At 60.9% G+C, this 15,403-nt stretch carries 15 protein-coding genes; 4 read left to right on the forward strand and 11 right to left on the reverse strand.

Features of this window, described 5'->3' with window-relative positions:
- Positions 1-94: 94 nt before the first annotated feature.
- Positions 95-1,084 (forward strand): tripartite tricarboxylate transporter substrate-binding protein, encoded by a 990-nt coding sequence (locus tag ACWGXF_RS11525; protein ID WP_003068642.1) that lies wholly within the window; start codon positions 95-97, stop codon positions 1,082-1,084.
- 75 nt (positions 1,085-1,159) lie between these two features.
- On the opposite strand, the gene ACWGXF_RS11530 is transcribed toward ACWGXF_RS11525, so the two are convergent.
- From ACWGXF_RS11530 to ACWGXF_RS11540, 3 genes are all read right to left on the reverse strand, one after another.
- Complete coding sequence (locus tag ACWGXF_RS11530; RefSeq protein ID WP_012840003.1) at positions 1,160-1,480, reverse strand: DUF1840 domain-containing protein; 321 nt, start codon at positions 1,478-1,480, stop codon at positions 1,160-1,162.
- A 12-nt stretch (positions 1,481-1,492) separates the two neighbouring features.
- Positions 1,493-2,764, reverse strand: coding sequence for an SAM-dependent methyltransferase (locus tag ACWGXF_RS11535; RefSeq protein ID WP_081007649.1), 1,272 nt, complete (start codon positions 2,762-2,764; stop codon positions 1,493-1,495).
- A 74-nt stretch (positions 2,765-2,838) separates the two neighbouring features.
- Complete coding sequence (locus ACWGXF_RS11540; protein ID WP_003068635.1) at positions 2,839-3,456, reverse strand: hypothetical protein; 618 nt, start codon at positions 3,454-3,456, stop codon at positions 2,839-2,841.
- 42 nt (positions 3,457-3,498) lie between these two features.
- Here ACWGXF_RS11540 and ACWGXF_RS11545 point away from each other — a divergent pair, with 42 nt between their 5' ends.
- Together ACWGXF_RS11545 and ACWGXF_RS11550 are read left to right on the forward strand one after the other, a co-directional pair.
- On the forward strand, positions 3,499-4,680 hold the full coding sequence (locus ACWGXF_RS11545) for an aminopeptidase (RefSeq protein ID WP_256628811.1): 1,182 nt from the start codon (positions 3,499-3,501) through the stop codon (positions 4,678-4,680).
- A gap of 115 nt (positions 4,681-4,795) precedes the next feature.
- On the forward strand, positions 4,796-6,481 hold the full coding sequence (locus ACWGXF_RS11550; protein WP_256628813.1) for a phosphoethanolamine transferase: 1,686 nt from the start codon (positions 4,796-4,798) through the stop codon (positions 6,479-6,481).
- Between the two features lie 76 nt (positions 6,482-6,557).
- Here the strand turns inward: ACWGXF_RS11550 and ACWGXF_RS11555 are convergent, their stop codons facing one another.
- Genes ACWGXF_RS11555 through ACWGXF_RS11575 form a run of 5 tightly spaced genes read right to left on the reverse strand, consistent with a single transcriptional unit; the run spans position 6,558 to position 10,855 of the window.
- Complete coding sequence (locus ACWGXF_RS11555) at positions 6,558-7,328, reverse strand: ABC transporter permease (RefSeq protein ID WP_003068629.1); 771 nt, start codon at positions 7,326-7,328, stop codon at positions 6,558-6,560.
- An 8-nt stretch (positions 7,329-7,336) separates the two neighbouring features.
- Positions 7,337-8,185 carry an ABC transporter ATP-binding protein gene (locus tag ACWGXF_RS11560; RefSeq protein WP_054073784.1) on the reverse strand — a complete coding sequence of 283 codons (849 nt, stop codon included), beginning with the start codon at positions 8,183-8,185 and terminating at the stop codon, positions 7,337-7,339.
- 57 nt (positions 8,186-8,242) lie between these two features.
- A complete protein-coding gene (locus ACWGXF_RS11565) occupies positions 8,243-9,271 on the reverse strand; it encodes an ABC transporter substrate-binding protein (RefSeq protein WP_202787748.1) in 1,029 nt (342 codons plus the stop codon).
- Positions 9,272-9,324: 53 nt separating this feature from the next.
- A complete protein-coding gene (locus tag ACWGXF_RS11570) occupies positions 9,325-9,825 on the reverse strand; it encodes a nucleoside deaminase (RefSeq protein ID WP_039050116.1) in 501 nt (166 codons plus the stop codon).
- A 13-nt stretch (positions 9,826-9,838) separates the two neighbouring features.
- Entirely contained in the window at positions 9,839-10,855 is a 1,017-nt protein-coding gene (locus tag ACWGXF_RS11575) for an ABC transporter substrate-binding protein (protein ID WP_256628817.1), read from the reverse strand.
- A gap of 471 nt (positions 10,856-11,326) precedes the next feature.
- On the opposite strand from ACWGXF_RS11575, the gene ACWGXF_RS11580 reads away from it, so the two are divergent.
- On the forward strand, positions 11,327-12,325 hold the full coding sequence (locus ACWGXF_RS11580; protein WP_256628819.1) for an isopenicillin N synthase family dioxygenase: 999 nt from the start codon (positions 11,327-11,329) through the stop codon (positions 12,323-12,325).
- Between the two features lie 188 nt (positions 12,326-12,513).
- Here ACWGXF_RS11580 and ACWGXF_RS11585 read toward each other — a convergent pair whose 3' ends face one another.
- The 3 genes from ACWGXF_RS11585 to ACWGXF_RS11595 all read right to left on the reverse strand — a co-directional run bounded on the left by ACWGXF_RS11585 (position 12,514) and on the right by ACWGXF_RS11595 (position 15,375).
- Positions 12,514-12,768, reverse strand: a complete 255-nt coding sequence (locus tag ACWGXF_RS11585) for an acyl-CoA-binding protein (protein WP_003050754.1) — start codon at positions 12,766-12,768, stop codon at positions 12,514-12,516.
- A 179-nt stretch (positions 12,769-12,947) separates the two neighbouring features.
- A complete protein-coding gene (locus ACWGXF_RS11590; protein WP_256628821.1) occupies positions 12,948-14,153 on the reverse strand; it encodes a porin in 1,206 nt (401 codons plus the stop codon).
- A gap of 250 nt (positions 14,154-14,403) precedes the next feature.
- Complete coding sequence (locus tag ACWGXF_RS11595) at positions 14,404-15,375, reverse strand: quinone oxidoreductase family protein (RefSeq protein WP_012840015.1); 972 nt, start codon at positions 15,373-15,375, stop codon at positions 14,404-14,406.
- Between the last annotated feature and the right edge of the window lie 28 nt (positions 15,376-15,403).

The raw sequence follows: 15,403 nt of genomic DNA on the forward strand, positions 1-15,403 counted from the left end.
AAACCCCACAGATTAGCGCTACCTAGAATCCGGCTTTACGTCACGACAAGTCAACCGTCCTGGTCTGCTTGCACATTATTTTTAGGGAGACACTGTGAAAACTATTTTCAAGATCGCCACCATCGCTCTGGCCGCCACCGCAGCCATCAGCAGCCATGCCGACAGCTACCCAGCCGCTGGCAAGACGATCACGATCATCGTGCCTTTCACGGCAGGCGGCCCCACCGACAAGGTGGCTCGCGACCTGGCCGAATCCATGCGCAAGCAGCTTAACAATGCCACCATCGTCATCGACAACGCAGACGGTGCCGGCAGCACGATTGGCACGGCCAAGGCCGCACGTGCACGCAATGACGGCTACACGCTGCTGCTGACGCATATCGGCATGTCCACCATTCCGACGCTGTACCGCAAGCTGTCCTTCAACGTACTCAACGACTTCGAGTACGCCGGCATCATCAACGATGTGCCCATGACGCTGATCGGCCGCCCCACTCTGCCCGCCAAGAACTTCGCCGAAGTCAAGGACTGGGTCAGCAAGAACCAGGGCAAGGTGAATCTGGCCAACGCCGGCGTGGGCTCGGCATCGCACCTGTGCGGCCTGATGTTCCAGGCCTCGCTGCAGCAGGACATGACGCCCGTGCCCTACAAGGGTGCAGCTCCTGCGATTGCCGATCTGATGGGCAACCAGGTGGACCTGCTGTGCGACCAGACCACCAACACCACTTCGCAGATTGCCGCCAAGAAGGTTCAGGCCTATGCCGTGACCACTGCCAAGCCTCTGACCACGCCTGCACTCAAGGACCTGCCCACGCTGCAGTCCCTGGGCTTGAAGGACTTCAACGTGACCATCTGGCACGGTCTGTACGCCCCCAAGGGCACGCCTGCCGATGTGGTGCAAAAGATCAACGAGGCCATGAAGGCTTCGCTCAAGGACCCCGAGTTCATCAAGCGCCAGGAAGCCCTGGGTGCCGTGATTGCCACCGACGACCGCACCAACCCTGCGGGCCACAAGAAGTTTGTGGAAGCCGAAATCGCCAAGTGGGGCAAGGTCATCAAGGCCGCCGGCATCTACGCCGACTGAGAACGCACGATCCGTTCAACGCAAAAAAGCCTGCATCTGCAGGCTTTTTTGCATGGGGCGACCGAAGAAGGCCGCTTACCAGGTCACTTCCTTGCCATCGGCGGCGCTGCGCCTGAGCATGTCGACAAAAGGCACGATGCGCTGGCCCAGGGCCACGCCGTCCTGATTTGCAGGCACGGCATCCTCCTCCTGCGCTTCGTCTTGCGGCTGCGCACGTCTGGCCGCATCTTCGGCGGCTGCAGCCTCCAGCGCGACGATCGCGGCCGGAATCTGCTCCACGGTGATGATGCCATGCACCTCATCGGGAGACTTGCCGATGATTTCCAGCAGCTTGCGGCCGTTGGCGTCCAGCATGATGAGGTCTGCCGTGGCACGCGATTTGAATTTGTAGGGCATGGAGCGATTCCTTCAGCGGTAGATGTATTCGCGGTTGAAAGGATAGCCGCTCTGCGCACCCGCCATCGCACCGCTGCGCAGATCGCCATCGGGTTTGCTGCACAGCATCTGATGCAACGCAATCCAGCCATGCTCGAAGCCCATGGCCGAGCCCGCCAGATAAAGACGATAGGCACGCAAAGCCCTGGCGGCCTTTTCCTCGTCGTACTGGGCTTGCAAAATGATTTGAGCTTCGCCCAGCCTGGCCTCCAACCCATCCGACCAGGCCCAAAGCGTGCGCGCGTAATGCGGGCGCAAGTTCTCGGTATCCACCATTTCCAGTCCGCTGGCCGCCAGATCATGCAGCACGCGGCTGACATGCATGAGCTCTCCACCGGGAAAGATGTAGCGGTTGATGAACTCGCCCATGCCGGCACCCAGCTCCACATTGCTGACGCCGCCCGCCGTGATGCCATGGACCAGGGCCAGTCCGCCGGGCCTGAGCATGGAATAAATGGTTTCGAAGTATTCCTGCAGATTGGCACTTCCCACATGTTCGAACATGCCGACTGAGCCGATCTTGTCGAATGGCTCCACATCACCCATTTGCCGGTAGTCGCGCAACTCGACCTGAACCTTGCCCTGCAGGCCCTTCTCGGCAATCAGACGCTGCACATGATCGAACTGGTTGCGCGACAGTGTGATGCCGTGGGCCTGCACGCCGTAATGCTCGGCTGCCCAGAAGACCAGTCCGCCCCAGCCAGAGCCTATGTCCCAGAAGCGTTCTCCGGGCTGGAGCTTGAGCTTTCTGCAGATGTGATCGAGCTTGGCCTCCTGCGCCTGCGCCAGGCTCATGCCCTGCTCTTTGTAGTAAGCGCAGGAATAGACGCGGCGCGGGTCCAGCCACAGTGCGTAGAAGTCGTCGGAGAGATCGTAATGAAACTGAATCTGCTCCGCATCGCGGGTCAGCGTGTGCATCGCCAGCGACCTGGCCTTGGAGACCGTCTGCCCCAGCCAGGAGGGCGTATGACCGACCGGATCACCGCGCAACAGCCCGGCCGCTGCCGCCATGATGTCGCGGGAGCTGCCCTTGACCTCCACCCAGCCCTCGACGATGGCCGAACCAATCGAGCCGATCTGGCCGTCCAGCAGCGCCGCAACAGCCTTGGGAGAGCGAAAAATGAGTTGAACCGCACTGTGTTCAGGCCCGATACGCTCGCCCGAGGGAAGCTGTATCGATGCAGTCACAGGAAGTCTTGCTAGCAGCGGCTCCAATGTGCTCAACAGGTTTTTCATGAAAACCATTGTTCACATCGACTATGGCAGGGTCAAGACGGAAAACATCCCTGCCGAAAACTGCCTCCAGGTCTGGCAGAGGATCAGTTACGGGCTTTCACCAGCCTGTCGTAGGCCTTGAGGGTGGCTGGGGCCACAGACTGCAGCACTTGTTCATAAGCCGTCTTGTGACGCGCCAGCAAGCGCATGGAGGCAACGGTGCGGCTGCGGCAGAACCAGTGGCAGGTGTGTTGCATCAGCATCAGCTCGGCCGTCATGGTGAAGGCTCGGCGCTTGCGCTCCTCCTCGTCAGCCGCATCCCCCACACGGGCGGCCGCCAGCGCCTGGGCATGAAGCTTCATGGTCTCGCGCACATCCATGGTGGCCGAAGGCAGAACCCTGGTCATATAGGGCAGCGCCAGCGGCAGGGTACTGGCACGCGTCTGCTCGGCCGGCAGGGTGGCGAACTCATCCGCGAAACGCTGAAACTGGCTCACCAGACTGCTCTCGGTATTGGCCAGCACGGGCCAGATCTGTTCACGCCTCTGCGCATCCTTCTCGCCGATGACACGCAGATATCCCTCCATCAGATTGGCCATGAGCTTCTCGATCTGAAAGCGTGCCAGATGCTGGGCCAGAAGCTGGGTGTGCTGACGCTGCTCCTGCTTCTTGAGCACGTAGAGCACGGTGGTGACAATGATGGCGAGCGTTAGAAAATCCATGAAGCGAAACCAGACAGGCGGACAAGCGCAATGAGAAAAAGGATGAGTGTAGTCAGCCTGAGGGCTTTGCTGGGAATTAGTGCCGCAATTGCAGGCCTGACGGGCTGCAGCAGCGCCGGCTATTACTGGCAAGGTTTCAAGGGACAGATGCAGATTCTTCAGGCCGCACGACCTATTGATGACTGGCTGGCAGAAGACAGTACCTCCGCAGCACTGCGTCAACGCCTGCAGACTGCGCAACGGATGCGCCGCTTCGCCAGCCGGGAACTGGCTCTGCCCGACAACGCCAGCTACACCCGCTACGCTCAGCTGCAGCGTCCGTTTGCGGTCTGGAACGTGGTGGCAGCCCCGGCCTACAGCCTGGAGATGCACCAGTGGTGCTTTCCCGTCACCGGCTGCATTGCCTACCGAGGCTACTTCAGCAAGAGCGACGCACAGGCGCAGGCACTGACGCTTCAGTCCCTGGGTTTGGAAACCAGCGTCTATGGCGTGCCTGCCTACTCCACGCTGGGCTATCTGAACTGGCTGGGCGGCGACCCCTTGCTCAGCACCTTCACCTCCTGGCAGGAGGGTGACTTTGCCGGCCTGCTGTTCCACGAACTGGCCCATCAGCTGCTGTATGTGAAGAATGACACGGTCTTCAACGAATCCTTTGCCACCACAGTGGAACGCATGGCCACGCCCTTGTGGCTGCACAGCCATGCCAGCGCCGCCACGCAACAACGCTGGCAACAGAGCCTGCAGCGGCGCGAGCTATGGCAGCAGCTGACGCGCGAGACCCGCCAGCGCCTGCAACAGATTTATGAACAGAAAAATACTGAAGCCTTTGATGCCAAAGTGCTGGAAGCCATCAAAAGCAAAGTATTTGACGAATTCCGCGCCACTTATGCGCAGCTCAGAGCGCAATGGATTGCCAGCGACGAGCCCCTGCTGACCAGTCTCGCCCTGCGCGAGCAGTATTACCGGCGCCTGACCCAGACCGATGAATGGGTGGCCCAGGCCAATAACGCCAGCTTCGGTGCCCTGGCCGCCTATGACGACTGGGTGCCGGCCATGACTCGCTGGTGGCAGCAACTGCGCGGCGAAGGCCCAGCCACTCCCGAGACCTGGCGCAGCTTCTATGCGCAGATGCGCGAGCTGGCAGCCTTGCCTGCTGAAGAGCGCAAGCTGCGGCTATGCGCCCAGTGGGGAAAAGCGGCAGAAACAGCGACCCAGTGCCAATAAATACGTCAAATTGACATAAAACAATTTTTTACAAGGGTTAACCATGTAGGAGGCTTCAGCGGTTTTTAAGAAAGTCCCGCCAGACTTCTCCGATACCTATTTTTTGCCGTCCACCGTGGCTACCCAAGACTCCGTTTCCGCCCCATTTTTCAAGGGGCTTTTTCAACCTCGCACGCCTCAGTTCATCGCTCTGGCCCTGGCCATCTGGCTGACACTGACGGCGAACTGGGCCCTGTGGCTGCGCCTGCCTTCCCTGGATGGCTATCACGGCAGTCTGGCCCTGCTGGCCCTGCGGGTTGTGCCGCTGGTGCTGGGCGCCAGCCTTCTGCTGACCTCTTTGTTTGCCTGGCCGCGCTTTACCAAGCCGCTCTGGGTGGCGCTGCTGCTGGTGGCGGCCAGTTCCCAGTACTTCATGGTCAGCTACGGCACCGTGATGGACAAGGGCATGATTCACAACATCCTGCAGACCGATGCGCGCGAAAGCTCGGACTTGTTCAACATCAAGCTGCTGGCCGAGGTGTTGATCATCGCCATACTGCCAGCCATCTGGCTGTGGAAAACCCCGCTCAAACGCGCCAACAGCGCCTGGCGCAATATGCTGCGCACCGCCTTGCTGCTGCTGGGCGGCATTGCCCTGATAGCCGCATCACTGGCCGTTTCCTACCGCGATCTGGCCCCCGTGGTGCGCAACAATCTTTGGCTGCGCTACATGATCAATCCGATCAACCCCGTGCTGTCCGCAGCCTCGGTGGCGCTGGATCCTCTGCTCAACAAGCCCAGGCCTTTTGTCAGCATCACAGGCGGCGCGGCCCTGGGTGCCAGCTATGCCGCAGCCCAGAAACCGCCGCTGCTGGTGCTGGTGGTGGGCGAGACTGCACGCTCAAAGAATTTCAGCCTCAACGGTTACGAGCGCGATACCAACCCCGAGCTGGCCAAGCGCGATGTGCTGAGCTGGCGCAATGCCCGCTCCTGCGGCACCAGCACCCGCGAATCGGTGCCCTGCATGTTCTCCAACCTGGGCCGCGAAGGCTTTTACGCCTCCAAGGTCGAGCATGACAACCTGCTCGACGTGCTGCAGGCCGCCGGACTGGCCGTGCTTTGGGTGGACAACCAGGCAGGCTGCAAAGGCGTGTGCAAGCGTATCCCCATGGCCGATACCGCCGACAGCGTGAATACGCCGGCCGGCAAGGCGCTGTGCGCCCAGGATGGCGAATGCCTGGATGCTCTGCTGCTCAGCGGCCTGGACGAGCGCATCGCCAAGCTGGACCCCGCACGCCGGGCAAAGGGCCTGGTTCTGGTCATGCACCAGATGGGCAGTCACGGTCCCGAGTACTTCAAGCGCTCCACTGCAGACCTCAAGGCTTTCAAGCCCGAGTGCGCCACCAATGCACTGTCCAGCTGTTCGCAGCAAAGCGTGGTCAATGTCTACGACAACTCCATTCGCTATACCGACCACTTCCTGGCCCAGACCATAGACTGGCTCAAGACCCAGCAAAACCAGTTTGAAACCGGCATGTTCTACATGTCAGACCATGGCGAATCGCTGGGCGAGCTCGGTGTCTATTTGCACGGCATGCCTTACGCCATGGCGCCCGACGATCAAAAACATGTGCCCATGATTGCCTGGCTGGGAACGCTGGGTGCGCGCACCGGCCTGAATCAGGCCTGTCTGAGCAAGACTCTGGACCAGCCGCTCTCGCACGACAACCTGTTCCATACGGTGATGGGATTGATGGATGTCACTTCTCCAACCTACAAGCAGCCTCTGGATGCATTTGCCAGCTGCCGCACGGCCAGCTAGCCATTGACTGCGCAGCACAAAAAAAGCCTGCCGGATGCACGATCCGGCAGGCTTTTCCGCTTTCAGCAGCTGCGTATCACTCGCCCTGAGAGCCGCGGCGCGCCCAGCCCGTGGTGTGCTTTTCCAGCAGGTTGAACAGCTCGTACATCACCATGGCCATGGCTCCCACCACGATCAGCCCCGCAAAGGCCAGGCCCATCTGCATGGAAGAGCCGGCGGAGACCAGCAGATAGCCGATACCCTCGTTGGCAGCCGTCATCTCGCTGACCGTGGTGCCGACGAAGGCCAGCGTGATCGCGACCTTGAGCGAGCCGTAGAAATACGGCAGGGAGCGCGGCAGGCCGACCTTGATCAGCACGTCCCAGCGCTTGGCTCCCAGCACGCGCAGCACATCCTCGAGTTCGGGCTCCAGCGTGGCCAGACCCGTGGCGATATTGACCATGATGGGGAAAAAGCTGATCAGAAAGGCCGTGAGAATGGCCGGGCCTGCGCCGATGCCGAACCAGACCACCAAAATCGGCACGAACGCTGCCTTGGGCAAGGCGTTGAAAGCCGTCATCAGCGGGTAGAAGGCCGCATAGGCCAGACGCGAGGAGCCGATCAGAAAGCCCAGCAGCACGCCCACCACGATTGCCAGGGCAAAGCCTGCCATCGTCACCCAGTAGGTGCGCCAGGCATGCATGGCAATCGTGCCCGCAAACTCATAGAGCTGATGGCCAATGGCCCAGGGGCTGGGGAAGATGAACTCCGAGACGCCTAAGCCCGAGCAGATGATCTGCCAGAGCAGGACGATCAGCAGCAACAGCAGCCAGGGAGCCCAGCGCTCGGCGGTTTTTTGATGTTTCATGATGCGCCTTATTGAGGAATGGCGGCAGCGGTTTCGGGGCCGCTCTTGCGCAGGGCGCCGATATGGCCGCGCAGCTCGTAGACGATGTCCGAGAACTCGGGGGTGTAGGTGACCTCCAGATCACGCGGGCGCGGCAGGTCGATGTCGCGGCGCACCACGAAGCGGCCCGGGCTCTTGCTCATCACATAGACGGTATCGGCCAGGAACACGCTCTCGCGCAGATCATGGGTGACCAGGATCACATTGAACTTCTGCTCGGCCTGAAGGTCGCGCAAGATGCACCACAGCTCTTCGCGGGTGAAGGCATCGAGCGCGCCAAAGGGCTCGTCGAGCAGCAGCATCTGCGGCTCGTGAATCAGGGCGCGGCAGATGCTGGCGCGCTGCTGCATGCCGCCGGAAAGCTGCCAGGGAAACTTGCGCTCATAGCCTGCCAGACCCACCTTGCCCAGCAGCTCTATGGCACGCGCCTCGTATTCCTTGCGCTTTTGCTTGAACTGCGAACGGTGCGGCTCCACGATCTCCAGCGGCAGCAGCACATTGTCCAGCGTGGTGCGCCAGGGCAGCAGCGAGGAGGACTGAAACGCCATGCCCGAGATCTTGAGCGGCCCTGTCACGCGCTGGCCATCGACCGTGATGCGCCCCATGGACGGCATCTTCAGGCCCGTGGTGAGCTTCATGAACGTGGACTTTCCGCAGCCCGAAGGACCGACGATGGCGATGAACTCGCCGCGCTGCACCGTGAGGTCGATGGCCTCCACCGCAAAGTGATTGGCCTGCAGCAGCTCTTCGTTATAGGCCAGCCAGACGTCTTTGAATTCGACGAAGGGCCGGACAGCTTCTGTATCTGATGATTTCATAAAAACAGGCTGTAGCAACCGTCACACAAGCGCATACAGCTATCAATCAATGAGCAATTACTTTTTGGGAAAGACGTCGAGATCCGCGACTGGCGGCAGAAAGCGGCCGTTCCAGAGCGTCTCGGGGTTCACGCGTGTCTTGGTCGCATAGACGTCCGAGATCTGGGAAGCCATCAGCGCCATGCGTGTGGGGCTGACCTGCCCAAAGCCCTCGCCGCGCGCGTCGGCTGTGTTGATCACGGTGTCGATCGCCAGCTGCAGACGGCGGGTTTCGAGCGCCGTGTTGACGATGCCGTCGCGCTCCTTCACATAGGCAATGGCTGCGCCGGGGTTGGCCATGACTTCCTTGGCGCCCTTGCTGAAGGCCTTGAGGAAGGCACGCACGGCTTCGGGGTTCTCGCGCACCAGCTTGGCGCTGGCGATGATGGCGTTGCCATAGAGCTTGACGCCGTTGTCGGCAAACGGCATGACTGCCACATCGGCCGCCTTCACGCCCCGCGCCTCCAGGTTCAGCAGCGAAGTAAAGGTAAAGCCCGTGATGGCATCGATATCGCCGCGCACCAGCATGGTCTCGCGCAGCGGCGGATCCATGGTGGTCCATTGCACATCGCCGACTTTGTTGGCCTTGGCAAACAACGGAAAGCCGCGTCGGCCTGCATCAAAGACCGGCGCTCCCAGCTTCTTGCCCGTCAGGTCCGCCGGCTTGGCGATGGCGCTCTTCTTGAGCGCCATGACCGAGGCCGGCGTGTTGTTGTAGACCATCATCACGGCCACGGGCTTGTCCTTGACTTCGGGGTTGTTGGCATGAAACTCCATGAGCGCGGCCAGATCGGCAAAGCCCATGTCGTAGGAGCCTGATGCCACGCGCTGGATGGCGCCGCCCGAGCCGCTGCCGGCATCCACCGTCACATTGAGCCCTGCGGCCTGGAAATAGCCCTTGGCGACTGGCTGCAGAAACAGCGCCGCAGGCCCTTCGAAACGCCAGTCGAGCTGGAATTTGATGGGCGTTGCGGCAAAGGCTGCCGTGGCGCTGGCAAAGCTGCCCAGGGCCAGAACGGATTGCAGGAACAGGCGCTTGGTTTGCATGATGGCTTCCCTCTCTCTATGTCAATGAATTGCGGTTGAGTTCGTGTCGGCGCTCAGACTTTCCAGGCGCCCTGGTGTGAACTGCTGGCCTCTTCGATCAAGGCCGGCCCGATACATTCGATGGCGTGCGAAGCGGTCTGAAACACATCGCGGCAGGACAGCTCGGCATCCTTCTGATCGATCCGCTCGCCACGGAACACGCGCAGCCGCTCGGCATCGATGCCATAGACCACGCGGCCGATGGCGGACCAGAAGATCGCGCCGGCACACATCACGCAGGGCTCGGCAGACGAGTACAGCGTGGCGACGGCCAGTTCATCTCGTGAATGCAGGGGGCTGGCCAGGCGGATGGCGGACAGCTCGGCATGGGCCGTGCAATCGCCGCTTTCGCCGTTGGCATTGCTGGCCCGGGCCAGCACGCGTCCGTCGGCCGCCACGATCAGCGCGCCAAACGGCCGGTTGCCGCGCTCGCGCGCCGTATCGGCAAGCGCAATGGCTTCACGCAGATAGCGGCCATCGCTGTCATTCAAGGTCTGGGCTTGAGGCAGGGACATGGAGGCTTCCTCCTCAGGCCTTGAGCATGCGCGCCGACCTGGCTGGCAGCATGCTGCTGTTGAACAGTGCATCGGCAGATGGCGTGGTCTTGAGCGCAAAGGTCTGCACCACGCCGTCCAACTGCTGCTCCATCAAACGCTTGCTGAAATCGCCCAGTCCATGGCTTTTCGTATCTGCCGCGGCCACATACTGTGCGGTGATGGACCAGCGCTCCAGCTCCAGCTTCTCATCGAGCATCGGCTCGCGCTGGCGCACGGCGGTAATGCCTGCTGCGGGGTTGGCAAGGCACTCCACAATCGCCCGGTTGGTGGCGCGCAGGAAGGCGGCCACGACCTGCGGCTTCTCGGCGATCAACTGGCTGGACGCGAGAATCGCATTGCCATACAGATGAACGCCGGCATCGCTGTAGCGCAGTATGGAAAGCTCCTCGGGCTTGAGGCGCGCAAAGAGCGACACCGCCGAGTCATGGAAATAGGTGGCGGCATCCACATCGCCACGCACCATGACGTTGTCGCGTGCCGAGAACTCCGTCGTCGACCAGGCAAACAGATCGGCGGGCAGATTCTTGCGCCGCGCCACCATGGGCCAGGCACGGCGCGTGGACTCCACTGCCGCTGCAGCCACCTTCTTGCCCTTGAGACTTGCGAAGTCCGAAGTGATGCCTCTGTCCTTGCGCCCGATGATCACAAAGGGCGCGCGGTTGTAGTACTGGTAGACGGCTTGCACGCGAGGTGTGCCGGCGTTCTGTGCATTGAACTCGATCAGCGAACTGATATCGCCCAGTCCGAGCTGGTAGGCACCACTGGCGATACGTGTAATCGAAGCCACCGAGCCCGACCCTACGTCCAGACTCACATCCAGCCCCTCATCGCGGTAGTAGCCGTTTTGCTGGGCCAGAAAGAACGGCGCCGTCTGGCCGTTGACGCGGAAATCCAGCGTGAACTTCAGCGGAGTCAGCGACTTGCCCTGGGCATGAACCCAGGGTGCGCCGCAAAGAGGCAGGGCGGCAAGAAATTGGCGACGTAGCATGGTGGAACTCTCAGGTCTCTGGCGACAGGAACGCCAGCAGCTGCCGCTGCTGACAGGACTTGAGCAATTTCCGGGCACTGCACGCGGATGCAGGCTGAACGCTTCTACTCGTTCAACCTTCTAGCAATTGGCGTGCCTGCTTTGGGTTGCGCCTCGCCAGGTATCAACAAAGTGCATGCAAAAGAGATGGATGCATGGATTCATGCACGGCAATGCACCAGATTGAAGCCATGCACCAAAACCAAGAGTGTCAGCGCCCTGGTAAATGGCTGGCACGCTGTTTGCTGCACTCAAATCAAGAGTAGAAGCGTTCAGCACGGTGCTCTGACCTTCCTCCGGTCAGCAGCTTCGCGGGTCATTGCTCTTGAAGTGGGTGCGGCACACAGCCGCGCCTGGTATCCACACTTCAGATGCCCGCACCAAGCCTCACTGGCAACACCGGTGTCTGAAGTCATCGCAAGAGAAATTCTTATGCAGACCATGACCAGCCACTCTTACAGCCTTGGCGAACTGGACAAGGAAGCCCGCATGGGCGGGCAAGGCGCAGAAACCTCGGCGCGCGAAGTTCGCGTCATAGACATCAGCGACTTCGAGCAGCGCAAGCAGGAGATTGCCGAGCAGATCTGGAGCGCTTCGATAGAAATCGGCTTCTTCCAGGTTTCCGGCCACGACATTGCCCAGGCCGATATCGACGCCGCGTTCGGTAGAGCCGAGCAGCTATTCGCCTTGCCGCCCGAAACCAAGTCGCAATGGCCGCTATCGCGCAATGCAGGCTGGGAGCACAAGGCGCAGATTCGCCCTTCCACGCGCACTCCCGACCAGAAAGAGTCCTATCAGGTCACACGCCCGCGCATGCAAGGCTTGTGGCCCAGCGAGCAGGAGTTGCCCGGCTTCAAGCAGGCCACGCTGGCTTTTGAGCATCAATGCTGGCAGGTTGGCATGCAGCTGCTGTCCTGCTTTGCCTACAAGCTGGGCTTTGACGATGAATTCTTCACCCGCGCACATGACCCCGCCGTGCCCAGCTACCAGAGCACGCTGCGCATGCTGCATTACTTTGCAGTGGACCCGGCGCTCAAGGACGAAATCGGCCTGTGGCGTGCAGGCGCACATACGGACTTCGACTGCCTGACGCTGTTGTTCCAGCGCGCCGGCCTGGGTGGGCTACAGGTGCTGCCCGGCAAGGAGGCCGAGACCCAGCAATGGACGCCCGTGAAGCCCGTGGATGGCGTCATCACCTGCAATATCGGCGACATGCTGATGCGCTGGAGCGACGACCAACTGCCCAGCAACTTCCACCGCGTGCGCAACCCTCAGCCCCATGAGTACCAGGGGGCCCGCTATAGCCTGGCCTTCTTCTGCCAGGCCAATGAGGATGCGGTGATAGAAGGGCCGGCCAAAAAATATCCGCCCATCACAGGGGCGGAATATTTGCGTCAGCGCATCAGCGCCAATTTCTCGAACAGGTACTGACCCCTCCTGAGCAGCCCTGCCGCTTCCTCCAAGGGGACGACACCTTCGGGGCGGCCCTTCCTCGGTGTCCCTGGCTGGGGGGCGCCAGTTTCCAGCCCCCCCGTCTCTGGTGCAGTGTGATGTGGTCCGAATTGAAACGACAAAGCCCCGGAGCCCGGGGCCTTGTCGGCGATCAGGGGTGGCGCGAATCAGCGCAGCGACTCGATGAGATCGATGTACTGCTGCTTGGCCTCATCCGGCGTTGTGCCTTCCAGCTTGGCCCAGGCATCCCACTTGGCGCGGGCCACCATGTCGGTGAAGCTGGGCTTCTTGGCTTCGTTGTCACCCTCGGTTGCCTGCTTGTACAAGGCATAAATCTTGAGCAAGGTGGCGTTGTCGGGACGCTCGCCAAGCGAGGTGGAATTCTTGACGGTCTCTTCAAACCGGGCGTTCAGATCGGACATGAAAGGTCTCCTGGGCTTTAATAGTCGAGGCCAGTGTAGCCAAAAATCCGGGAAATTAGAACGACCGTTCTTTTTATTTCACAAAGTACTGCAACGCCGACAAGCAGCCCTTTGCGGAACGCACTCCCTCAAATCCGCCTCTTCGTGATTCGCCTCGCGGCAGCAGCAACGGACTGCCTTCAGAACATCATGCGCAGACCCGCATCAAAGCCCAATGCGCTGCGTGGCTGCATTCCGGGGCTGTTGCTGTAGGCCGGTTGCGGCATGATGACCGGGCTGCTGACGGCCAGCGGCGTCACACCCATCACCGCAGGATTGTTGTGTCCATTGCTCACGCTGATACGTGACACCGTGGTGTAGAGCGCCGTGCTTTTGGAGAGGTTATGCACATAGCCCAAGGCCAGCTTGTTCACCGATGCGTCGCCGGCTCCCTGCCCATTTTTGAATTGCACCCTGGCCACCGACGCCCTGAGCTGATGCAGTCCGACAGGAATTTGCACACCAGCCAGAAGTCCGTCATAGCGGTCTGTGGCCCGCACATCGCTGCGCGCATTGCGCACCTGCGACCACTCGCCCAACACACGGACCGGGCCGAAGTTGTACGAACCGCCCAGGTTCAAGGACTTGATGGTTTCCTTGCGGCCGTTGAAAGTGCCCAGCATGCTTTCGCCATAGCCCAGCGCAATATCGGTGGGGCCGCTGGCCCAGCCAATGCGCCCACCGGCATAGCGGCCGCGCCTGGCATCATTTTCCGGGAAGGCATACATCAGCTGACCATAAATTCCGCCCAGCCCTGTCGGCAGGTGGTAGCCGATGGAGTTGTTGGCGCGCAGATAATTGTCCGTGCCTGCCGACAAACCGTTTCCCAGCAAGCGTTCGGGCAGCGTACCGCTGGTCTGCGTACTCAGCGCACGGTTGATGGCCAGGTTGCTGCTGACCACCGCCAGCAAATTGACGCCCACGCCGTTGACGGAATAGGGATCAAAGGCCCAGTCATTCAGAAACGACGGCGTGTGATCACGCCCAAGGCGCAGCTCGCCCCAATTGCCCGCCAGGCTGACGGTGGAGCGTCGCCCAAAGTTCAGCGCACCGCCGCCCGTGTCGTTGGTCACAGGTGCTTCCAGCCACATGCTGGCAGACATTCCAGCCCCCAGATCTTCAACGGCACGAACACCCAGACGGCTGGCCAGATTACCCGAGGGTGACAGTGCCCAGATACCTTGGCTGGCCGTACGGCCGGAGCCATCCCAGGAATTGCTGCGCACCATGTAGCGGCTGACGCCCGCATCCATGACACCAAACAGCGTCACGGATGACTGAGCGCTGGCCAGGCTGCTGGCGGACAAGGCAAAAAGACTCCAGATATAGCGTGAAATACGTGGCATTTCATGTCTCCTTTTCGTTATGAATTCGCGGTATTGATCCGCGAAATCACTCTAGAAAAGGAAGGCTGCAGCTCTTGTGCAGTTGATGCCATTCATTGCTTATTTGGTGCCATGTTCCCAAGGTGAAATCCCTAGGAATGTCGCCCTGCCGCATGGCCAATGTCAGACAGAAAAAAGCCGGAGCCTTGGGAAAGGCACCGGCACGGATTTTCGCAATGGCTTTACCCGCCCAATATTTGCGCCCAGCAGCTCATGGCACGAGTACCGTGGCCCCCACAGTCTTGCGCGCTTCCAATGCGCGATGGGCTTGTGCCGCCTCGGCCAAGGCAAACTCCTGCTGAGGCTCGCTCACGATGCGCCCCGCCAGCACGTGCTCGAACAGCTCTGCAGCCATCTCCAGCATATGTGAACGGGGCTGGATGTAATGCATCATGGCCGGCCTCGTCATCCAGATCGAGCCTTTGGCGGCCAGCAGCGATGAGTCCACCACCACGGAGCCGGAAGAGGTTCCGTTGCTGACCAGCGAGCCACGCGGCTGCAGGCAATCGAGCGAGTCCATCAGTGTGTCCTTGCCTACCGAGTCGTAAACCACGGGAACGCCCTTGCCTGCCGTGATTTCCTTCACTCGCTCGACGATGTTTTCACGCGAAGTCACGATGGTGTGTGCGCATCCGTTCGCCCTGGCCAGCTCGGCCTTCTCATCCGTGCTGACCGTACCAATCATGTTGACCCCCATGGCGCGAGCCCACTGACAGGCAATCAGGCCTACGCCTCCGGCAGCTGCGTGATAGAGAATGGTTTCACCGCCCTGCAGCGGATAGACCTGACGGAACAGATACTGGGCCGTCATGCCTTTCATCATGAGTGTGGCTGCAGTACGGTCTGAAATTCCGTCGGGCAACGGAATCAGCACTTCTGCAGGCATCACACGCGCCTGTGCATAAGCGCCTTGCGGGCCGGTCAGATAGCCGACGCGGTCACCCACCCGGATATCCGTCACACCCGTTCCGACGGCCTCGACCACACCGACGGCATCCGAGCCCAGCCCGTTGGGCAAGGCCAGCGGATAGCGCCCAGTGCGGAAGTACACGTCGATGAAGTTGAGCGCGATATAGCTATGCCGCACGCGCGCCTGGCCTGGGCCGGGGTCTCCCACGGCAACGTTTTCCAGTCGCAGGACTTCTGGACCGCCAGTCTCGTAAAAGCGAATGGCCTGAGTCATGAAATGCTCCTGTATCTATTGAGGTGCA

The organism is Comamonas sp. HJ-2, assembly GCF_053615495.1.